At 60.2% G+C, this 17,215-nt stretch carries 16 protein-coding genes; 6 read left to right on the top strand and 10 right to left on the bottom strand.

The window, feature by feature from the left end; translation table 11 throughout:
• The first annotated feature begins 97 nt into the window (after positions 1-97).
• From urtB to urtE, 4 genes are read left to right on the top strand one after another with little or no spacing between them, the layout of a single operon-like run.
• Complete coding sequence (gene urtB, locus GPS82_RS08715; protein WP_296493431.1) at positions 98-1,672, top strand: urea ABC transporter permease subunit UrtB; 1,575 nt, start codon at positions 98-100, stop codon at positions 1,670-1,672.
• 4 nt (positions 1,673-1,676) lie between these two features.
• Complete coding sequence (gene urtC, locus GPS82_RS08720) at positions 1,677-2,831, top strand: urea ABC transporter permease subunit UrtC (RefSeq protein WP_296493432.1); 1,155 nt, start codon at positions 1,677-1,679, stop codon at positions 2,829-2,831.
• The gene (urtD, locus tag GPS82_RS08725) at positions 2,828-3,709 is read left to right on the top strand and encodes an urea ABC transporter ATP-binding protein UrtD (protein ID WP_296493433.1); all 882 of its coding nucleotides are present in this window, start codon (positions 2,828-2,830) and stop codon (positions 3,707-3,709) included. The genes urtC and urtD overlap by 4 nt, the downstream gene beginning before the upstream one ends.
• Before the next feature lie 13 nt (positions 3,710-3,722).
• A complete protein-coding gene (gene urtE, locus GPS82_RS08730; RefSeq protein ID WP_296493434.1) occupies positions 3,723-4,415 on the top strand; it encodes an urea ABC transporter ATP-binding subunit UrtE in 693 nt (230 codons plus the stop codon).
• 58 nt (positions 4,416-4,473) lie between these two features.
• Here urtE and GPS82_RS08735 read toward each other — a convergent pair whose 3' ends face one another.
• The 6 genes from GPS82_RS08735 to GPS82_RS08760 all read right to left on the bottom strand — a co-directional run bounded on the left by GPS82_RS08735 (position 4,474) and on the right by GPS82_RS08760 (position 9,612).
• Complete coding sequence (locus GPS82_RS08735) at positions 4,474-5,304, bottom strand: urease accessory protein UreD (protein ID WP_296493435.1); 831 nt, start codon at positions 5,302-5,304, stop codon at positions 4,474-4,476.
• Positions 5,305-5,319: 15 nt separating this feature from the next.
• On the bottom strand, positions 5,320-6,345 hold the full coding sequence (locus GPS82_RS08740; RefSeq protein ID WP_296493437.1) for a porin: 1,026 nt from the start codon (positions 6,343-6,345) through the stop codon (positions 5,320-5,322).
• A 125-nt stretch (positions 6,346-6,470) separates the two neighbouring features.
• Entirely contained in the window at positions 6,471-6,944 is a 474-nt protein-coding gene (locus tag GPS82_RS08745; protein WP_296493438.1) for a nucleoside deaminase, read from the bottom strand.
• A gap of 7 nt (positions 6,945-6,951) precedes the next feature.
• The gene (locus GPS82_RS08750; RefSeq protein ID WP_296493440.1) at positions 6,952-7,719 is read right to left on the bottom strand and encodes an ABC transporter permease; all 768 of its coding nucleotides are present in this window, start codon (positions 7,717-7,719) and stop codon (positions 6,952-6,954) included.
• 30 nt (positions 7,720-7,749) lie between these two features.
• Entirely contained in the window at positions 7,750-8,580 is an 831-nt protein-coding gene (locus GPS82_RS08755) for an ABC transporter ATP-binding protein (RefSeq protein WP_296493442.1), read from the bottom strand.
• Positions 8,581-8,586: 6 nt separating this feature from the next.
• On the bottom strand, positions 8,587-9,612 hold the full coding sequence (locus GPS82_RS08760) for an ABC transporter substrate-binding protein (protein WP_296493444.1): 1,026 nt from the start codon (positions 9,610-9,612) through the stop codon (positions 8,587-8,589).
• Between the two features lie 241 nt (positions 9,613-9,853).
• On the opposite strand from GPS82_RS08760, the gene GPS82_RS08765 reads away from it, so the two are divergent.
• Positions 9,854-11,545: an AMP-binding protein gene (locus tag GPS82_RS08765; RefSeq protein ID WP_296493446.1), complete on the top strand. Its 1,692-nt coding sequence runs from the start codon at positions 9,854-9,856 to the stop codon at positions 11,543-11,545.
• A gap of 76 nt (positions 11,546-11,621) precedes the next feature.
• Here the strand turns inward: GPS82_RS08765 and GPS82_RS08770 are convergent, their stop codons facing one another.
• From GPS82_RS08770 to GPS82_RS08780, 3 genes are all read right to left on the bottom strand, one after another.
• Positions 11,622-12,989 carry a TRAP transporter large permease subunit gene (locus GPS82_RS08770; protein ID WP_296493447.1) on the bottom strand — a complete coding sequence of 456 codons (1,368 nt, stop codon included), beginning with the start codon at positions 12,987-12,989 and terminating at the stop codon, positions 11,622-11,624.
• Between the two features lie 52 nt (positions 12,990-13,041).
• Positions 13,042-13,605, bottom strand: a complete 564-nt coding sequence (locus GPS82_RS08775) for a TRAP transporter small permease subunit (RefSeq protein ID WP_296493448.1) — start codon at positions 13,603-13,605, stop codon at positions 13,042-13,044.
• A gap of 88 nt (positions 13,606-13,693) precedes the next feature.
• Complete coding sequence (locus tag GPS82_RS08780; protein ID WP_296493449.1) at positions 13,694-14,749, bottom strand: TRAP transporter substrate-binding protein; 1,056 nt, start codon at positions 14,747-14,749, stop codon at positions 13,694-13,696.
• Positions 14,750-15,076: 327 nt separating this feature from the next.
• Between GPS82_RS08780 and GPS82_RS08785 the strand changes: the two genes are divergently transcribed.
• Positions 15,077-16,936 carry a patatin-like phospholipase family protein gene (locus GPS82_RS08785; protein WP_296493451.1) on the top strand — a complete coding sequence of 620 codons (1,860 nt, stop codon included), beginning with the start codon at positions 15,077-15,079 and terminating at the stop codon, positions 16,934-16,936.
• A gap of 55 nt (positions 16,937-16,991) precedes the next feature.
• On the opposite strand, the gene GPS82_RS08790 is transcribed toward GPS82_RS08785, so the two are convergent.
• Positions 16,992-17,215, bottom strand: a 224-nt coding sequence (locus GPS82_RS08790; protein WP_296493452.1) for a hypothetical protein, incomplete at its 5' end; no start/stop codon positions are given.

Below are 17,215 nucleotides of genomic sequence, written 5' to 3' on the forward strand. Positions count from 1 at the left end.
CTTTCTGACGTCATTGCGCGCTCTGCGCGCAATGACGTTTGACGCAAGGAAATTGCAGCGTGGGCACTGTCAACGTGCCCACCCTACAGGGTCCCCTATGTTGCTATCAAAACTAATCTTTACTGCCTTTGTGTCGTTTGCCGCCAGTGCCCATGCGATCAGCGTGGACGAGGCCAACGCCATCAGCAGTGGCGAAACCGATGCCCGCATTGAAGCTTTAAACAAGGCTGTCGCCAGCGCCGACGCCGGCACGGCGGTGTTTTTGCAGGCGCTGGCCGACGATGCGGTCAAGCTGGTGCGCGGCCGGGCCATCATGGTCAAGGACGACAAAGGCATCGACCCGGCATCAGGCGTTGAATTCGCCCTGCCCGACGACGCCGAAGACGTGATCAACAACAACCGCATGCGCGGAGAAATCGACTCGGCCCTGGCGGCGCTCAAGCTGTTTTCCAAGGATGACAAGGTCCGCATGGCGGCTGTGAAGCAGATGCAAAGTGATGCCGATCCGAGCAAGCTGGCGCTGATCGAAAAAGCCTTTGCCACAGAGCAAAATGCCGGCATCAAGGACCAATTGGCGCTGGTGCGCGCCGCTGCGCTGCTGGGCAGCACTGACAAGGCGCAACGCCTCGAAGCGGCGGCTTTGTTGGGCTCCAGCAACCAGTCCGGAACCAAAACAATTTTGCTTGCACGGCTTGAAACCGAGTCTGACGCGCAGGTCAAGGCCGCTTTGGGCAAGGCCCTGCGCGAAGTGGAGGCGGCGCTTGCCTGGGGCGACAAGCTGGGCGCCATTTTCAGCGGCATCAGCCTTGGCAGCATCCTGCTGCTGGTGGCGCTGGGCCTGGCCATCACCTACGGTTTGATGGGTGTGATCAACATGGCGCACGGCGAGCTGATGATGATCGGCGCCTACGCCACCTACGTGGTGCAGGGCCTGTTTCAGCGCTACCTGCCCGGGGCCTTTGACTGGTATTTGTTGGCGGCTGTGCCGGTGGCTTTCATGGCTTCTGCACTGATGGGTGCACTGCTGGAGCGCAGCGTGATCCGCTTTTTGTATGGCCGGCCACTGGAGACGCTGCTGGCCACCTGGGGTATCAGCCTGATGCTGATGCAACTGGTGCGCACCGTGTTTGGCGCGCAAAACGTTGGGGTGGAAAACCCCTCATGGATGAGCGGCGGCGTGCAGGTGCTGGGCAACCTGTCGCTGCCTTACAACCGGCTGGTGATCATTGGCTTTGCCATTTTTGTGCTGGGTTCGGTGGCCTGGATGATTGGCAAAACACGGCTGGGCCTGTTTGTGCGAGGTGTCACGCAAAACCGCCCCATTGCGTCTTGCATGGGTGTGAACACCGCGCGCATTGACACTTACGCATTCGCTTTGGGCTCGGGCATTGCGGGTTTGGCGGGCTGTGCCTTGAGCCAGGTCGGCAACGTGGGGCCAGACTTGGGTCAGGGCTACATTGTTGATGCCTTCATGGTGGTGGTGTTGGGCGGTGTGGGTCAGCTCGCGGGCACCGTTTATGCTGCTCTGGGTCTTGGCGTGTTGAACAAGTTTTTGGAGGGATGGGCGGGCGCGGTACTGGCCAAGATTGCGGTGCTGGTGCTCATCATCATCTTTATCCAGAAACGTCCGCAAGGCATCTTTGCCATGAAGGGCCGCAGTGCGGAAGCGTGACATCATGACCCCTTCCATCCAACTACCCGCGCGCTCTCCGCTGCTCACCCGCACCGGCTGGAGCGCTTTTATCCTCGCCCTGATCGTCGTCTGTGCGGTTGCGCCAGTGCTCAATCTGCTGGTGCCCGCCGACAGCGCTTTTCACCTGAGCGATTACGCGGTGGGCCTGCTTGGAAAAATCATGTGTTACGCCATTTGCGCGCTGGCCATGGACCTGATCTGGGGCTTCAGCGGCATTTTGAGCCTGGGCCATGGCCTGTTTTTTGCGCTGGGCGGCTATGTCATGGGGATGTACCTCATGCGCCAGATCGGCACCGATGGAAATTACAAAAGCGAGTTACCCGACTTCATGGTGTTCCTGGACTGGAAAGAGCTGCCCTGGCATTGGACGTTTTCTGACAGCTTCATCGCCACGTTGTTCCTGATCGTGGCGGTGCCGGGGCTGGTGGCCTTTGTTTTTGGTTACTTTGCCTTTCGCTCGCGCATCAAGGGCGTGTATTTTTCCATCATCACCCAGGCCCTGACCTTTGCCGCCATGCTGCTGTTCTTTCGCAACGAGACCGGTTTTGGCGGCAACAACGGCTTCACCGACTTCAAACGGATATTGGGCATTCCGGTGGCCACACAGGAAATGCGCATGACCCTGTTTGTGCTGACCGGCGTGACGCTGCTGGGCTTCTTCCTGATGGCGCGCTGGCTGGTGGGCAGCAAATTTGGTCGCGTGCTGCAGGCCGTGCGTGACGCCGAAACGCGCGTCATGTTCAGCGGCTACAACCCGCTGGGCTACAAGCTCACCATCTGGACCATTTCGGCCATGATGTGCGGCGTGGCTGGTGCGCTGTACGTGCCGCAGGTGGGCATCATCAACCCCAGCGAAATGAGCCCGGCCAATTCGATCGAGATCGCCATCTGGGCGGCCGTGGGTGGCCGCGCCACGCTGATCGGCCCGATCGTGGGGGCCTTCATCGTCAATGGCGCCAAGAGTTGGCTGACGGTGGCTTATCCTGAGTTCTGGCTGTACTTTTTGGGACTGCTGTTCATTGGCGTGACGCTCTTTTTGCCCAACGGTGTGGTGGGTTTGGTTCGAAAGTTGTCTGCTGGCTTGTCATTGCGAACGAAGCGCGGCAATTCATCTGTCAAAAGCGAGGGTACGAAATGACCCCCGAATTGATGGAGCAGGGCGCCCGGCGCCTTGAGGCCTACCAGGCGGCCCAGGCCGCCAAGGCAGGGCAAACCGAATCAGGCGGCAGGCAAGCGGGCTTTTCGCGCATTGCCACGCCGGGGGAGGTAGATGTCACCCACGGTCGCATTCTTTACCTTGAAGACGTGAGCGTGAGCTTTGACGGTTTCAAGGCCATCAACAAGCTGAGCCTGGACATCGCGCCGGGTGAGCTGCGCTGCATCATCGGCCCCAACGGCGCCGGCAAGACCACCATGATGGACATCATCACCGGCAAGACCCGCCCCGATGAAGGCCAGGTGTTCTTTGGCAGCACCATCGACCTGCTGCGTTACAAGGAGTCCGAGATTGCCCAGATGGGCATTGGCCGCAAGTTTCAGAAACCCACGGTGTTCGAGCAACTGAGCGTGTTCGAAAACCTGGAGTTGGCGCTCAAAACCAACAAGGCTGTGACCAGCTCGATGTTTTTCAGGCTCGACTCGACTCAGAGCGACCGCCTGGCAGAGGTGCTGCACACAATTCACTTGGCGGACAGCGTACGTGGCCAGGCCGGCAACTTAAGCCACGGCCAGAAGCAGTGGCTGGAGATCGGCATGCTGCTGATGCAGGACCCCAAATTGCTGCTGCTTGACGAGCCGGTGGCAGGCATGACCGACGAGGAAACCGAGCGCACCGCCGAGCTGTTTTTGAGCCTCAGGGGCAAGCACTCGCTGATGGTGGTGGAGCACGACATGAGTTTCATCAACACCATTTCCGACATTGTCACGGTGCTGTGCGACGGTGCGGTGCTGGCGCAGGGCACGCTGGCGCAGGTGCAGAGTGACGAGCGGGTCATCGAAGTCTATCTGGGCCGCTGAGATGGCAACCCCCATGCTGAACGTCAAAAACATCAACCAATATTACGGCGGCTCGCACATCCTGCGCGACGTCAGCCTGCAGGCCACCCTGGGCAAAGTTACCGTCATTTTGGGTCGCAACGGCGTGGGCAAGACCACATTGTTGAAAAGCCTGATGGGTCTGGTGCCAATCAAGAACGGCAGCATCGAATTTGATGGCAAAGCGATTCACAACGCCACACCCTACGAGCGCGCCCGTGCCGGCATTGGTTTTGTGCCGCAGGGGCGTGAGATTTTTGGTCGCCTCACCGTGCAGGAAAACCTGGCCATGGGCCTGGCCTACAAGCCTGCCAGCACGCCGATTCCGCCCGAACTGTTCGAGCTGTTCCCGGTGCTCAAGCAGATGCTGAATCGTCGTGGCGGCGACCTGTCAGGCGGGCAACAGCAGCAGTTGGCCATTGCCCGCGCGCTGGCGGCCGGCCCGAAGCTGCTGATTCTGGATGAGCCGACCGAAGGCATTCAGCCCAGCATCATCAAGGATATTGGCCGTGTCATCCGCATGCTGGCTGACCGCGGCGACATGGCGATTGTGCTGGTGGAGCAGTATTTCGATTTTGCCCAGGAACTGGCCGACAACTACGTGGTGATGGAGCGCGGCGCCGTGCGCGCGCAGGGTCTTGGCGCCAACATGGAAGTTGATGGCGTGCGCCAGCTGGTGGCGATTTAAGTCCTGAGACTTTGCGGGTCAGACCACTCGCAAAGCGACGTGCTCTGACCCCAACTGATTAGGTTGACCAGATGCGCGGCATGGCCGCGGGCAATTGCCAGAAGTGCCGGCGCCACACCTGCCACACCTGGCGCAGCAGGTCTGTCGCAGGTTCCACCAGGGGTGCCAGCACCCGCAGCACCATCACCTGTTCGTTCGGGCAGGTCACTCCGGCCATGTGTTGCAGGGCGTGGTTGGTCATCACCTGGCGCGCCAGTTCCAGCGCCTGCGCTCGCCGCTCCCGCGCCAGCGGGCTGCCACTGACAAAAAACAGCGACGCCAGGCAGCGCCGCCCGGCCAGGCCCAGCGGGCCGTTCATCAGGCAGTGGTCAGTGGCCTGCAGCAGGCCGCGCTCCAGCCAGATGCCGGGCACCTCAATGTGCTGCAAAAAATGGCCTGCGTCGAACGGCAGCTGCGCGCTGGGCAGGCCGAGCGCGGTGATGTCCCAGCCCATGAACTCGGCTTCGGGTCCAAGTGCAATGCGCAGGTGGTTTTCTGCCAGGCAGGCGTTGTGGCAAATGGCTTCCTGCGGCAACCATTCCAGGCGGGCCTGGTCGTGCAGGGTAATGCTGGCGCGCTGCACCGCCGACTCTCCCAGCGAGCGGTAAAAGCGGGTGGCGCCCGGCGTGGTGATCAGGCCGTGGGCTGTGCCGCTGGCCGCAATCGTCATCTCCAGGGTGTCGCCGCCCACCAGGCCACCGGGCGGGTGCACCAGCACGTTGTGGCAGATGGCATCGCCCTCGGGGTAGAGGCTTTGCAACACCCGCAACGGGCCGTTGTGCCGATAACGCGCGACCGTGCGGTCAGATTCGACCTGGTAGTCAATGTCAAGTTGGGCGTGCCAGGTCATGCCGCGTAGCGTACCTCAGAACCTGTGGCGAACGCCCAGGCCAAAGCTGGTGCCGCTCTCAAACGTGGTGATCTTGTCGTTCATCACCAATGCATAGACGTCAGTGCGCTTGGACATCGTGTGGTCGTAGCCCACCGTCACCGTGTCGCGGGTGTTGCCGGCGTCGACCTTGGTGTTGGCCCAGGCGGCCAGTAACTTGCCGCTGCCCACGGGGGCTGACAAGCCAAGGGATGTGGTGGCTTTGTCAGGCACACCAGCCAGGTCGGAGGATGATTCGCCATAAGTGATGAAGCCCTTGACTACTTTGGCGTCGTAGCTGCCGCCCAGCATCCAGTTGGTGCGTGTGGCGCCCCCTGGCAGTGCAACCGGCACCGGATTGCTCACTTCGGTGCGTTCCCAGAAAGTGGTCAAACCCACGGGGCCAGAAAAATACATCAGGTTCAGGCCCATGTTGCGCTTGCCATTGTCGGCGGCAATTTCACCAAACTGGTAATGCAGGTTGGCTTTGAGTCCGGCCAGGCTCGGTGTGGTGTAGGTGATCTGGTTGGACCAGCCGGTGTCAGACGATGTGGTCGCCCCCCAGCCGGTGCCGTTGAACAGCGGCACATTGGCATGCAACACCAAGGGCGAAAAGGTGAACGAGTCACCCAGCGGGTTGAAGGCGATGGTGGGCAAGAAGTTCGGGGCCTTGCTGCGGCCCAGGTTCACCACGCCAAATGACCCCGCAAGCGCCACATACGCATCGCGGGAAAACTGCGTGTCGGCGCCAAAGCGGCCTGTTTCGCCAGTGTCGGTGCGGAAAAAGCCGTTCAACGCGAAGCTGGCTGTGAGCCCGCCGCCAAGGTCTTCTGTGCCTGACATGCCCCACCAGGAGGTGGTCAAACCACCGCTGCCCACCACCGATTTGCTGGCCTTGTCGCCCGCCATGCGCATTGATCCGATGTAAGCGTCTACAAGGCCGTTCAGTTGAACGTTGCTTTGCGCCTGCGCGCCCATGGTTGCAGCAGCCAGACAAGTTGCCAAAAGGCTTGATTTTTTCATGAAGTACCCCAGAGGAAGATTGAAGTTATGCGATGAATCGCGCTTTGTTACTGCCCTGATTTCTGCTGACCAGGGGCTGCTGCCTCACACGGAACGTTAGCGATTGAGCAAATACCATGCCGAATTTATCGGTGCCAGAATGTTTGATGCAGCGCTGAGATTTCTGCCTCCACGGCAGCGACCGGGCCCACCACTTCGACCGGTTTTTGTCCTGCGGCAAACACGCTGCGGCAGGGCATGTCCATGGTCGGGTTCTCGGTGTGGCTGCCGGTGAGTTGCAGCAGGCGGCGCTCGGTCATGCCATACACCAGCCGTCCGATGTTGCTCCAGTATTGCGTGCCTGCACACATGGCGCAGGGCTCTACCGTGGTCACCAGGGTGCATTGCCACAGGTAGTCTGGCGTGAAGTTGGTGGCAGCGCTGCGGGCCAGCGTGGATTCTGCGTGGTTGACCGTGTCCACATTGCCTTGCTCGGCCAGCACGGTGTCACCATCGGGCGCGACCAAAATCGCCCCGAACGGATGCCGACCCAGGTCCATGGCGCGGCGTGCAACCGCGTTGGCGCGCCGCAAATGGCGGATCACTTGCTCCGGGGTCATGGGCTGGTCAATGGTTTTGCGAACTGCGGTGCGCCCAGCCGGTGGTGTGTTTCTCAACCGCGCTGAACAGCTCATACATCACCATCGCCATGGCGCCCACCACCACCAGGCCGGCAAAGGCCAGGCCCATCTGCATGCTCGAGCCCGCCGAAATCAGCAGGTAGCCAATGCCCTCGTTGGCAGCGGTCATCTCGGACACCGTGGTGCCAACAAACGCCAGTGTGATGGCGACCTTGAGCGAGCCATAAAAGTAGGGCATGGAACGAGGCAGCCCCACCTTGATCAGCACGTCCCAGCGCCTGGCACCAAGCACCCGCAACACGTCTTCGAGCTCGGGCTCCAGCGTCGCCAGACCGGTCGCAATATTGACCATGATCGGGAAAAAACTGATCAAAAACGCCGTCAGGATGGCTGGCCCGGCGCCAATGCCAAACCAGACCACCAGAATCGGCACAAAGGCCGCCTTGGGCAGCGCGTTAAAGGCGGTCATCAACGGGTACACGGCGGCATAGGCCAGGCGCGAGCTGCCAATCAAAAAGCCCAGCAAAACACCCACCACGATGGCCAGGCCAAAGCCGACCATGGTCACCCAATAGGTGCGCCAGGCGTGCCCGGCAATGGTGTCGCGGAACTCCCAAAACTGCGTCCAGATGCGCCACGGGCTGGGAAAGATGAACTCTGACACATTAAAGCCCGAGCAGATGATCTGCCACAGCGCCAGCACCGCCAGCAGCAGCAGCCAGGGCGACCAGATTTCCATTTGTTTCTTGTTCATGCTTTGACCTTGAGCCAAGGGGATGTGATGCTATTGGGCAATGGCTGCGCTGTTTTGACGCATGGCGCCAATGTGGCCGCGCAACTCGTGCACGATGTCGGTAAATTCGCGGGTGTAGGTGACTTCCAGGTCGCGCGGGCGCGGCAGATCAATTTCGCGCTTGACGACAAAACGGCCCGGGCTCTTGCTCATCACATACACGGTGTCGGCCAGAAACACCGACTCGCGCAGGTCGTGGGTCACCAGGATCACGTTGAACTGCTGTTCGGTCCAGAGGTCGCGCAAGATGCACCACAACTCCTCGCGGGTAAAGGCATCAAGCGCGCCAAACGGCTCGTCGAGCAGCAGCATCTTTGGCTCGTGAATCAGTGCGCGGCAAATGCTGGCGCGCTGCTGCATGCCGCCCGAGAGTTGCCAGGGGAACTTGTCCTCATAACCGCCCAGACCCACTTTTTGCAGCAGTCTGCGGGCGCGTTCTTCGTATTCCTTGCGCTTGGCCTTGAAGTTGCTGCGGTAAGGCTCCACGATTTCCAGCGGCAACAGCACGTTGTTGACGGTGGTGCGCCAGGGCAGCAGTGAGGATGCCTGAAACGCCATGCCCGAAATCTTGAGCGGGCCCGTCACCGGCTGTTGGTCAATGCGAATCTTGCCCATGGAGGGCATCTTCAGGCCAGTGGCCAGCTTCATGAAGGTGGATTTGCCGCAGCCTGACGGGCCGACAATGGCGATGAACTCGCCTTGGCGCACCTTCATGTCAATGGCCTCTACCGCGAACTGGTTTTGCGCCAGCAGTTCGTCGTTGTAGGCCAGCCAGACGTCCGAGAAGTCGACAAACCACGGGCTGGATGATTTTTCCATCATGGCCTGCTACTTCGGCAACACATCCAGCACCGCTTTGCCCGGCAAAAAGTTGCCGTTCCAGACCGCATCCGGATTGACCCGGGTTTTGGTGTTGAAGGCATCTGACACCTGCGACGCCATCAGCGCCAGGCGCGGGCCGTTTACCTGGCCAAAACCCTCGGCACGGGCGTTCGGGCTGTTGATGACGGTGTCAATGGCGAGTTGCAGGCGGCGGGTTTCGAGTGCCACGTTGACAATGCCGTCGCGCGCCTTCACGTCATTGATGGCCGCAGCCGGGCTGCTGATCACGTCTTTGGCGCCTTTGGCAAACGCGGCCAGGAAGGCCTTGATGGCCTCCGGGTTTTCCTTGATGAGCTTGGGCGAGGCAATGATGGCGTTGCCGTAGAGCTTGACACCATAAGCCGGGTAGGGCAGCACCACCACGTCGGCCGGTTTGACGCCGCGCGCCTCCAGGTTCAGCAGCGAGGTAAAGGTAAAGCCGGTGATGGCGTCAATGTCGCCGCGCACCAGCATGGTTTCGCGCAGCGGCGGGTCCATGGCGGTCCATTGCACGCCGGTCACATTGTTGGCCTTGGAGAAGATCGGAAAGGCGCGGCGGCCGGCGTCGAACACCGGGGCGCCGAGTTTCTTGCCGCTCAGGTCGGCTGGGGTTTTGATGCCGGATTTCTTCAGTGCCATGACAGAAGCCGGAGTGTCGTTGTAGACCATCATGACGGCCACGGGCTTGTTGGGCGCGTCGGGGTTGTTGGCGTGGAATTCCATCAGCGCAGCCAGGTCGGCAAAACCCATGTCGTAGGCGCCTGACGCGACACGCGTTACCGTGCCGCCCGAGCCGTTGCCCGCGTCAACGCTGACATCAAGTTTTGCCTCCTTGAAGTAGCCTTTGGCAACGGGCGTCAAAAACAGCGCGCTGGGTCCCTCGAAGCGCCAATCGAGCTGAAATTTGATGGGGGTGGTTTGCGCCTGGGCCAAACCCAGAAAGCTGGCGCCCGCCAGCGTGACGGCTGCCTTGAGAAAAATGCGTTTTGACATGGGTACATCCTGAAAATGAATAAACCCGGTCTAAAAAGCAATAAAGATGCCAGGAGCTTCTGCACATTTATGGTGCAACTCGGAGATGTGGGCTGATTTTTCAATCGGAACATTGATTGTTCGCAATCCGTTGCATCAATCGTCCCGTTTTTACGCTACCAAAATGCCGATTCTTTTTCTATACTGGTTAAGGTCCTTCTTCAGTCGAAGGCTGCACAAAACCTATATGGAGACAAATTTCATGAATCCCGTTTCATCTGACCAACTGGCTTTGCAACGTTTGTATTTTTGGGAAAAGACAGCGCCAGACCGCATTGCACTGACCCAGCCCATGGGCGGTGGTGTCATCAAGGATTTCACTTGGGCCCAGGTGGGCGATGAAGTGCGCCGCATGGCCAGCCACTTGAAATCCCAGGGTTGGGAGCCGGGTGCCAAGGTGGCCATCATGTCCAAGAACTGCGCCTGGTGGCTGATGAGCGACCTGGCGATCTGGATGGCCGGCTATGTGTCGGTGCCCCTGTACCCCACGCTCGGGCGTGACACCGTCAAGCAGATCCTTGTTCACAGCGAGGCGCGGGCCTGTTTTGTTGGCAAGCTCGACGACTGGGAATTGATGAAGCCCGGTGTTCCCGCTGACATGCCCTGCATCAGCTATGCGCTGTCACCGCCAGATGCGATCAAAAGCTACGAGGGTTGGGACGCCATCATTGCCCGCAACAAGCCGATTGAAGGGGAGGTGGTGCGTGATGCCGATGACCTCGCCACCCTGATTTACACCTCGGGCACCACCGGCATGCCCAAGGGCGTGATGCACAGCTTTGGCAATTTTGCCTGGGCCATCCGAACCGGCGCCACCAGTGTGGGCATGACACAGCAAGACCGCATGCTGTCTTACCTGCCGCTGGCCCATGTGGTCGAGCGGGTGCTGGTCGAGCATGGCTGGCTGCTGACCGGTATGCATGTGTTTTTTGCCGAGTCGCTCGACACCTTTGCCTCCGACTTGCAGCGCGCGCGACCCACCATCTTCTTTTCGGTGCCCCGGCTGTGGGTCAAGTTCCAGCACGGCGTGCACCACAAATTGCCGCCGGCCAAGCTCAATCGGTTGTTGTCGATTCCCATCATTGGCGGCTTGGTGCGCCGCAAAGTGCAAAAAGCCCTGGGGCTGGACCAATGCCGCTTTGCCGCCGGTGGCGCAGCACCCATGCCGGTGTCGCTGTTGGCCTGGTACCGCAAACTGGGCCTGCCTGTCAATGAAGGCTACGGCATGACGGAGAACCTGGCGGTTTCGAACCTGACGCTGGCCGGGCAAAACATGGAAGGCACGGTTGGCCCCGCCTACCCGGGTGTGGATATGCGCATTGATGCGGCCACCGGCGAGATTCAAATGCGCAGCCCGGCGCTGATGCTGGGCTACTACAAAGAGCCTGCGGCGACCAGCGAGACTTTTACTGCGGATGGCTGGCTGCGCACTGGCGACAAGGGCCAGATTGACGCCCAGGGCCGGCTGCGCATCACCGGCCGCGTCAAGGACCTGTTCAAGACCAGCAAGGGCAAATATGTGGCTCCCGCGCCCATTGAAGACAAACTGGTGATGCACGACGCCGTCGAAGCCTGTGTGGTGACCGGAGCCAACCTGGGCCAGCCGCTGGGCATTGTGATGCTCAACGCCGAGTACTTGGCGAGCATCTCAGATCCGGCCAACCGTGCCCAGCTTGAAGTGTCTCTGGCACAGCACCTGAGCGCCATCAACGAAACCCTGGACCCGCACGAGCAACTCAAGTGCGTAGTGATCGCCAGCAACGCGTGGACAGTCGAAAACGACATTGTGACGCCCACCTTCAAGGTCAAGCGCAATCGTATTGAAGATGCGTACTCGGCCAATTACGAACGTTGGGAAAGCTCTGGCCAGAAGGTGATCTGGCAAAGCACCTGAGGCGGAACCCATAATTTGCACCCGACCCGACCGGAGATCAGACTCCGGGTCGGATTTTTTTTGGTGCGCTCAGCGGCTACTTGGCCCCATACATCTGCTCTGGCAGCCACAGAATAATTTGCGGCCACTTGAAGCAGATCGCCACCATCATCATTTGCAAAGCCACAAAAGGAATCACGCCAATGTAGATGTCGCGAATGGTCACACCCTTGGGTACCACACCCTTGAGGTAGAACAGCGAGAAACCGACCGGCGGCGTCAGGAACGAGGTTTGCAGCATCAAAGCAACCAGGATCAGGAACCAGGTCATGTCAAGCCCTGCGAGCTTGATCACCGGGGCCAGCAGAGGCAGGATGATCAGCACGATTTCGAACCAGTCCAGGAAGAAACCGGCCACAAACACCACCGCCAGCACCAGAATGACCAAACCATTGGGACTGAAACCGGTGCCCTTGAAGAATTCGCTGATCAACTCGTCACCACCAATCATCCGCAGCACGTAGGCAAACACCGTGGCGCCAATGAAAATGGCAAAGATGAAGCAGGTAGTGGTGGTGGTGTCGATGCCCACCTGGCGTATCACCTTCCAGTTCAGCTTGCCGTTGGCTGCCGCCAGAATCATGGCGCCAAACGCGCCCAAACCCGACGCCTCGGTCGGTGTGGCAATGCCAAAGAAGATCGAGCCCAGCACCACCAGAATCAGGCCAAAGGTGGGGATGGTGGACAGAAAGGCAATGCCGACTTGGCGAGCGGTCAGTTTTTCGGCATCCGCCGGACGCGGCGGCAACATGTCGGGACGGAAAATGCCCACCAGCATGACAAACACCATGTACAGCACGCCCAACAACAGGCCTGGTACCAGTGCACCCATGAACAGGTCGCCCACCGAGACTGACACCTGGTCGGCCATCAGCACCAGCATGATGGACGGCGGAATCAAAATGCCCAGCGTGCCCGATGCTGCCACGATGCCGCAGGCCAGCGGCTTTGAGTAATGGTATTGCAGCATGATCGGCATGGACAGCATGGCCAGCAGCACCACAGAGGCGCCCACAATGCCGGTGGAAGCCGCCAGCAAGATGCCGATCACGATCACGGTCAGGCCAAGCCCGCCGCGAATACCGCCAAACACCTTGACAAAGTTGCGCATCATGACGTCGGCCACACCCGAGCGGTCCAGCATCAGGCCCATGTAAACAAACATGGGCAAAGACACCAGCACCCAGTTCGACATGATGGCATCAAACCGGTCGATGATGCCGGAAAATTTGACCCAACTGGTCAACAGAAAGGTGTCTATGCCGAACTGGGTCGTCAGGACGATGGCGATGGCGGAAAACAGAATCGATATGCCTGCCAGCAGCCAGGCGACCGGATAGCCGAGGAACAAGGACACAATGAAGGTGATCATGAGCCCAATAGAAAGTATTTCGTAAAAAGGCATGGACTATTCTCGAAAAGTTGTGGGTTTGTCAGGCTTGTGCGAATTCGCCGGTTCAGCGTGAACTCGACAGCGCTGCCCAGACACGGGTCAGGCGGCTCATGCCAATCAGGGCCAGCAGGACAAAGGCAGTGACCAAGAAGGATTTGATAGCCCAGCGGTACGGCAAGCCACCGGGCGCGGCAGACACTTCGCTAAGTTGCCATGAACTGATCACAAAGGGCAGGGCAAACCAGATCACCATCAGCGAAAAGGTCAGCAAAAAGCAGGTGATACCCAAAAATTCGATCCAGAGGCGGGTTTTGCTGGTGAAGCCGGAGGACAGCACGTCGATGCGCACGTGCTTTTCTTTCAGCTCGGTAAACGCCAAGCCGAGCAAAAAGCCCACGGCATAAAGGTGCCACTGGGCTTCTTCCAACATGATGGAGCCAATGCCAAAAACGTAACGCAGCACAACTTGCAGCACGATGGTCATCACCAGAATGGTCCACAAAACAGAGGCAAATTCTCCGAACCAGCTGATGACGCGGTCGATGGCGCGGGAAAAGACGGTAGTGGGCAGCGCGAGCCCGGACAAGCCAACTTCTGGCTCATCAGCACCTGGTACGAGGATCTTCATTTAAATTCTCCTTGGCAAAAATAAGCCGCTCCAGGCGAATGTCGCATTCTGGAACGGCTTGGCGCGCATCAATTGCGCGATTCGAAGATTACTTGTAGTCGCGCGGCAGGTAGCCCAGGCTGTGCCAGTTGCGGTTCTTGGCCTGGAAGGCGGCCATGCTGTCGTGGACTTTCTTGAACATCGGGTCCTTGGCTGCCTCTTCAGCGATCACTTCCTTGGACGCCTTCGAGAACGCATCAAGCATGGTCTTGTTGAACTGGCGCAGCGTGACGCCTTCTTTTTCGAACTTGGTCAGCATTTCACCTTGCAACGCTTCCGCCTTGGCCAGCGCCATGGTGACGCCCGCGGTGCAGGTCGTCTCAATTTGCGCCTGCGTTTGCGGCTTGAGCTTGGCCCAGGCGGCGATGTTCACATACAGGTACTGGTTGGTCGACGGCTGGTGCCAGCCCGGCAGGTAGTAGTTTTTTGCCACCTTGTCAAAGCCGAGTTGGTCGTCCACCGTGGGCAGCGAGAACTCGGTGCCGTCAAGCACGCCCTTCTCGAGCGCCTGGAACAGTTCGCCGCCCGGCAGCATCGTCACAGAGGCGCCCAGCTTTTGATAGATCTTCCCGCCCAGCGCCGCAGCGCGGAACTTCAGGCCTTTCAGGTCGTCGGGCGTCTTGATTTCCTTGCGGAACCAGCCAGCGGCTTCGGGGCTGATGGAGCCACAGAAGATCGGGTGGACGTTGTGTGGCTTGAACGCCTCTTTCAGCAGCGCATCACCGCCACCGAAGTAGATCCACGCGGCAAACTGCGGCGTTTCCATGCCGAAGGGCAATGCGCCGAAAATGGCCGACACCGGAACCTTGCCCAACTCGTAGCCCATGAAGCTGTAGCCAGCCTCGACCTTGCCGGTCGACACGCTGTCGAAAATGGCCAGAGCCGGCACCAACTTGCCCGGCTCGAACACTTGCAGGTTGATGCTGCCGCCCGAAACCTTTTTAAGTTGCTCCGAAACCCAGGGCATGGTGTCGCCTAGCGCCGTGAGGTTGGAGCCAAACGCCATGGGGACGCCCCAGCGCACGGTTTCCTGGGCCATTGCGGGTGCAGACAGTGCGGCACCAATGGCCAGTGCAAGAAGGGAAGAACGGCTTACAAGTTTCATGTTTGGTCTCGCTTGAATGGTTATAAAAATCTAACTTGCCGAGATCGGCCATACAGCCGGACCGGCACGTCAACGCTGGCCGATACCTGGTTGTACCGGCTGTGCGTTGCCGATGAGTTTACGTGTTGAGTTTTTTCACCGTCTAAGTAAAAACCCTGAAGACAGCTTGAAAAAAAATGCAGCGCGGTAAGAAAAAAATCAGGGCACTGGCATCAATTGACCAAGCATCAGCGCGGCGCGAGAATGCCCCGGGGGCGTGAACCAGGTGGCAAGCTTTTGCACTTGGCAGATCAGGCTTCGAACTTGTACTTCCAGATTGGATAGCCCATGACCACCGATTACCCCGAGCGCGTGCTCAACCAGTATCTGCAACGCATGCTCAGCGATGTCGATGCCGAGGCTATTGCGCTGCTGCGTCGCCACCTGCAGTGGTTTGAAGTGGCAGCGGGCGAAGCGCTGATGCGCCAGGGTGAACCCGGTGATGCCATGTATTTGTCAATCAGCGGGCGCCTGCGTGCCTCGGTGCGGGGTGATGACGGCGTCGAGCACATGGTGCGCGAGATGGGGCGGGGCGAGATCATTGGTGAAATGAGCCTCTACACCGACGAGCCGCGTTCGGCCACTGTGGTCGCCATCCGCGACTCGCTGCTGGTGCGCCTGGCCAAGTCGGAGTTTGCCAGCCTGCTGGCCAGCAGCGCGCACATGTCCATTTTGCTGACCCGCCAGATGATCAAGCGGCTCACCAGCTCCGGCCCGCGCACGGCGGTGCCGCCGCCAGTGGCCATGGCACTGCTGCCCGTGACCGCAGGCGTGGACGCAGCCGACTTTGCGCAGCGCCTGGCTACCCAGCTGGGCCACATGGGCAAGGTTTGCCTGGCGGACGCCGACAGTGTCGATGCGGCGCTGCAGCAACCCGGCCTGGCGCGCAGCGCAGTCACTGACATGGCTGCCAACCGACGCATCGTCTCGCACCTTGATGAACTGGAACTGACGCACGACTTTGTCCTGCTGGTGGGCGACGCCGGTGCCAGCGCCTGGACGCAGCGCTGCAGCCGCCACAGCGACGAGATACTGCTGCTGGCCAATGCCAACCAGCCGCCGGTGCCGCATGAAACCGAAACCGCTTGCCTGATGCAGCGGGGAGGGCAGAACGACGCGGCGCAAATTTTGGTGCTGATGCACGAGGCTGACGTGCGCAGCCCCAGCGGCACCCGGGAATGGCTGGCGCGCCGACCGGTGGCCGACCATGTGCATGTGCGCCCGACGCTTGCCGGCGACATGGCACGGCTGGCGCGCATTCAGAGCCGCACGGCGGTGGGCCTGGTGCTTGCCGGTGGCGGCGCCAAGGGGCTGGCGCATCTGGGGCTGTACCAGGCGCTGCAAGAGCGTGGCATTGTGATTGACTTTGTCGGCGGCACCAGCATTGGCGCCATCATGGCGGCCATGGTGGCCTCAGACCAGCCGCTGGCGAGCATCATGCCGATTGCGCGCGCGGCCTTTGCCGACAAACCCACCGGCGACTTCAACCTGCTGCCGCTGATTTCCCTCATTCGCGGACGCCGCATGCGCCGCATTCTGCAAGTGGCACTGCAGCAAGTCTTTGGCCATCCGGCCGACATCGAGGATGCCTGGAAAAACTTCTTCTGCGTGGCCAGCAACTACACCGAGGCCCGCGAACAGGTGATCAGCCAGGGTTCCCTGGCCCAGGCGCTGCTGGCCACCAGCGCCATCCCCGGCGCGTTCCCGCCGGTGCCGGTGGCGGGTGACCTGCTGTTTGACGGTGGCACTTTCAACAATTTCCCGGTCAGCATCATGCGCAAGCGCCGCGGTGTGGGCAAGGTCATCGGCATGGACCTGGGCGTGCGCCGGCCCAAGCCCGTGGCGTTTGATGAGGTGCCGGGCACCTGGGCGCTGTTGCGCGACCGCCTGCGCCCGCGCCAGCAGCGCCGCTACAAGTTGCCCTCGTTCATGGCCTATCTGCTCAATGTCAACATCATGTACAGCAACTCGCGCCAGGGTGAATCGCGCCGGCTGACCGACCTGTACTTCAGCCCGCCACTGGAGCGCGTGGGCATGTTGCAGTGGCAGCGCTTTGACAGCATCGCCAAGCAGGGCTACGACTACGCCCGTGAGGTGCTGGATGCCCAGACCGATGAGCAGCTCAGGGCTCTTCGGTCGCGTGCCTGATCACACGGTTGCGGCTATTGCACCGCCGGCTGGCTCGGCGACGACCTGAGGCTCATCAGAGCCTGGATGTGGCCCACTCCGCCGTCTGCTGGTTGGATTTGGCCAGCTTCTCAATCAGGTTGCGGCTCAGGATGTACAGCACCTTGTTGTGCAGTTCAGGGTGCCCAACCTTGAGGTTGTCCAGCGCGCTGTGGTCCAGGTTGAACATTCGGGTCTCCAGGCCGGCAACCACTGCCGCAGAGGCAGGCTTGCCGGTCAGGTAGCTGATTTCGCCGACCA

The sequence above is a fragment of the Rhodoferax sp. genome (assembly GCF_011391645.1).
Taxonomy (GTDB): domain Bacteria; phylum Pseudomonadota; class Gammaproteobacteria; order Burkholderiales; family Burkholderiaceae_C; genus Rhodoferax.

What these genes read in the sequence shown, in the direction of transcription:
- urtB (WP_296493431.1), top strand. Translation starts at nt 98, where the DNA reads ATGTTGCTATCAAAACTAATCTTTACTGCCTTTGTGTCGTTTGCCGCC.
- urtC (WP_296493432.1), top strand. Translation starts at nt 1,677, where the DNA reads ATGACCCCTTCCATCCAACTACCCGCGCGCTCTCCGCTGCTCACCCGC.
- urtD (WP_296493433.1), top strand. Translation starts at nt 2,828, where the DNA reads ATGACCCCCGAATTGATGGAGCAGGGCGCCCGGCGCCTTGAGGCCTAC.
- urtE (WP_296493434.1), top strand. Translation starts at nt 3,723, where the DNA reads ATGCTGAACGTCAAAAACATCAACCAATATTACGGCGGCTCGCACATC.
- GPS82_RS08735 (WP_296493435.1), bottom strand. Translation starts at nt 5,304, where the DNA reads ATGACCTGGCACGCCCAACTTGACATTGACTACCAGGTCGAATCTGAC.
- GPS82_RS08740 (WP_296493437.1), bottom strand. Translation starts at nt 6,345, where the DNA reads ATGAAAAAATCAAGCCTTTTGGCAACTTGTCTGGCTGCTGCAACCATG.
- GPS82_RS08745 (WP_296493438.1), bottom strand. Translation starts at nt 6,944, where the DNA reads ATGACCCCGGAGCAAGTGATCCGCCATTTGCGGCGCGCCAACGCGGTT.
- GPS82_RS08750 (WP_296493440.1), bottom strand. Translation starts at nt 7,719, where the DNA reads ATGAACAAGAAACAAATGGAAATCTGGTCGCCCTGGCTGCTGCTGCTG.
- GPS82_RS08755 (WP_296493442.1), bottom strand. Translation starts at nt 8,580, where the DNA reads ATGATGGAAAAATCATCCAGCCCGTGGTTTGTCGACTTCTCGGACGTC.
- GPS82_RS08760 (WP_296493444.1), bottom strand. Translation starts at nt 9,612, where the DNA reads ATGTCAAAACGCATTTTTCTCAAGGCAGCCGTCACGCTGGCGGGCGCC.
- GPS82_RS08765 (WP_296493446.1), top strand. Translation starts at nt 9,854, where the DNA reads ATGAATCCCGTTTCATCTGACCAACTGGCTTTGCAACGTTTGTATTTT.
- GPS82_RS08770 (WP_296493447.1), bottom strand. Translation starts at nt 12,989, where the DNA reads ATGCCTTTTTACGAAATACTTTCTATTGGGCTCATGATCACCTTCATT.
- GPS82_RS08775 (WP_296493448.1), bottom strand. Translation starts at nt 13,605, where the DNA reads ATGAAGATCCTCGTACCAGGTGCTGATGAGCCAGAAGTTGGCTTGTCC.
- GPS82_RS08780 (WP_296493449.1), bottom strand. Translation starts at nt 14,749, where the DNA reads ATGAAACTTGTAAGCCGTTCTTCCCTTCTTGCACTGGCCATTGGTGCC.
- GPS82_RS08785 (WP_296493451.1), top strand. Translation starts at nt 15,077, where the DNA reads ATGACCACCGATTACCCCGAGCGCGTGCTCAACCAGTATCTGCAACGC.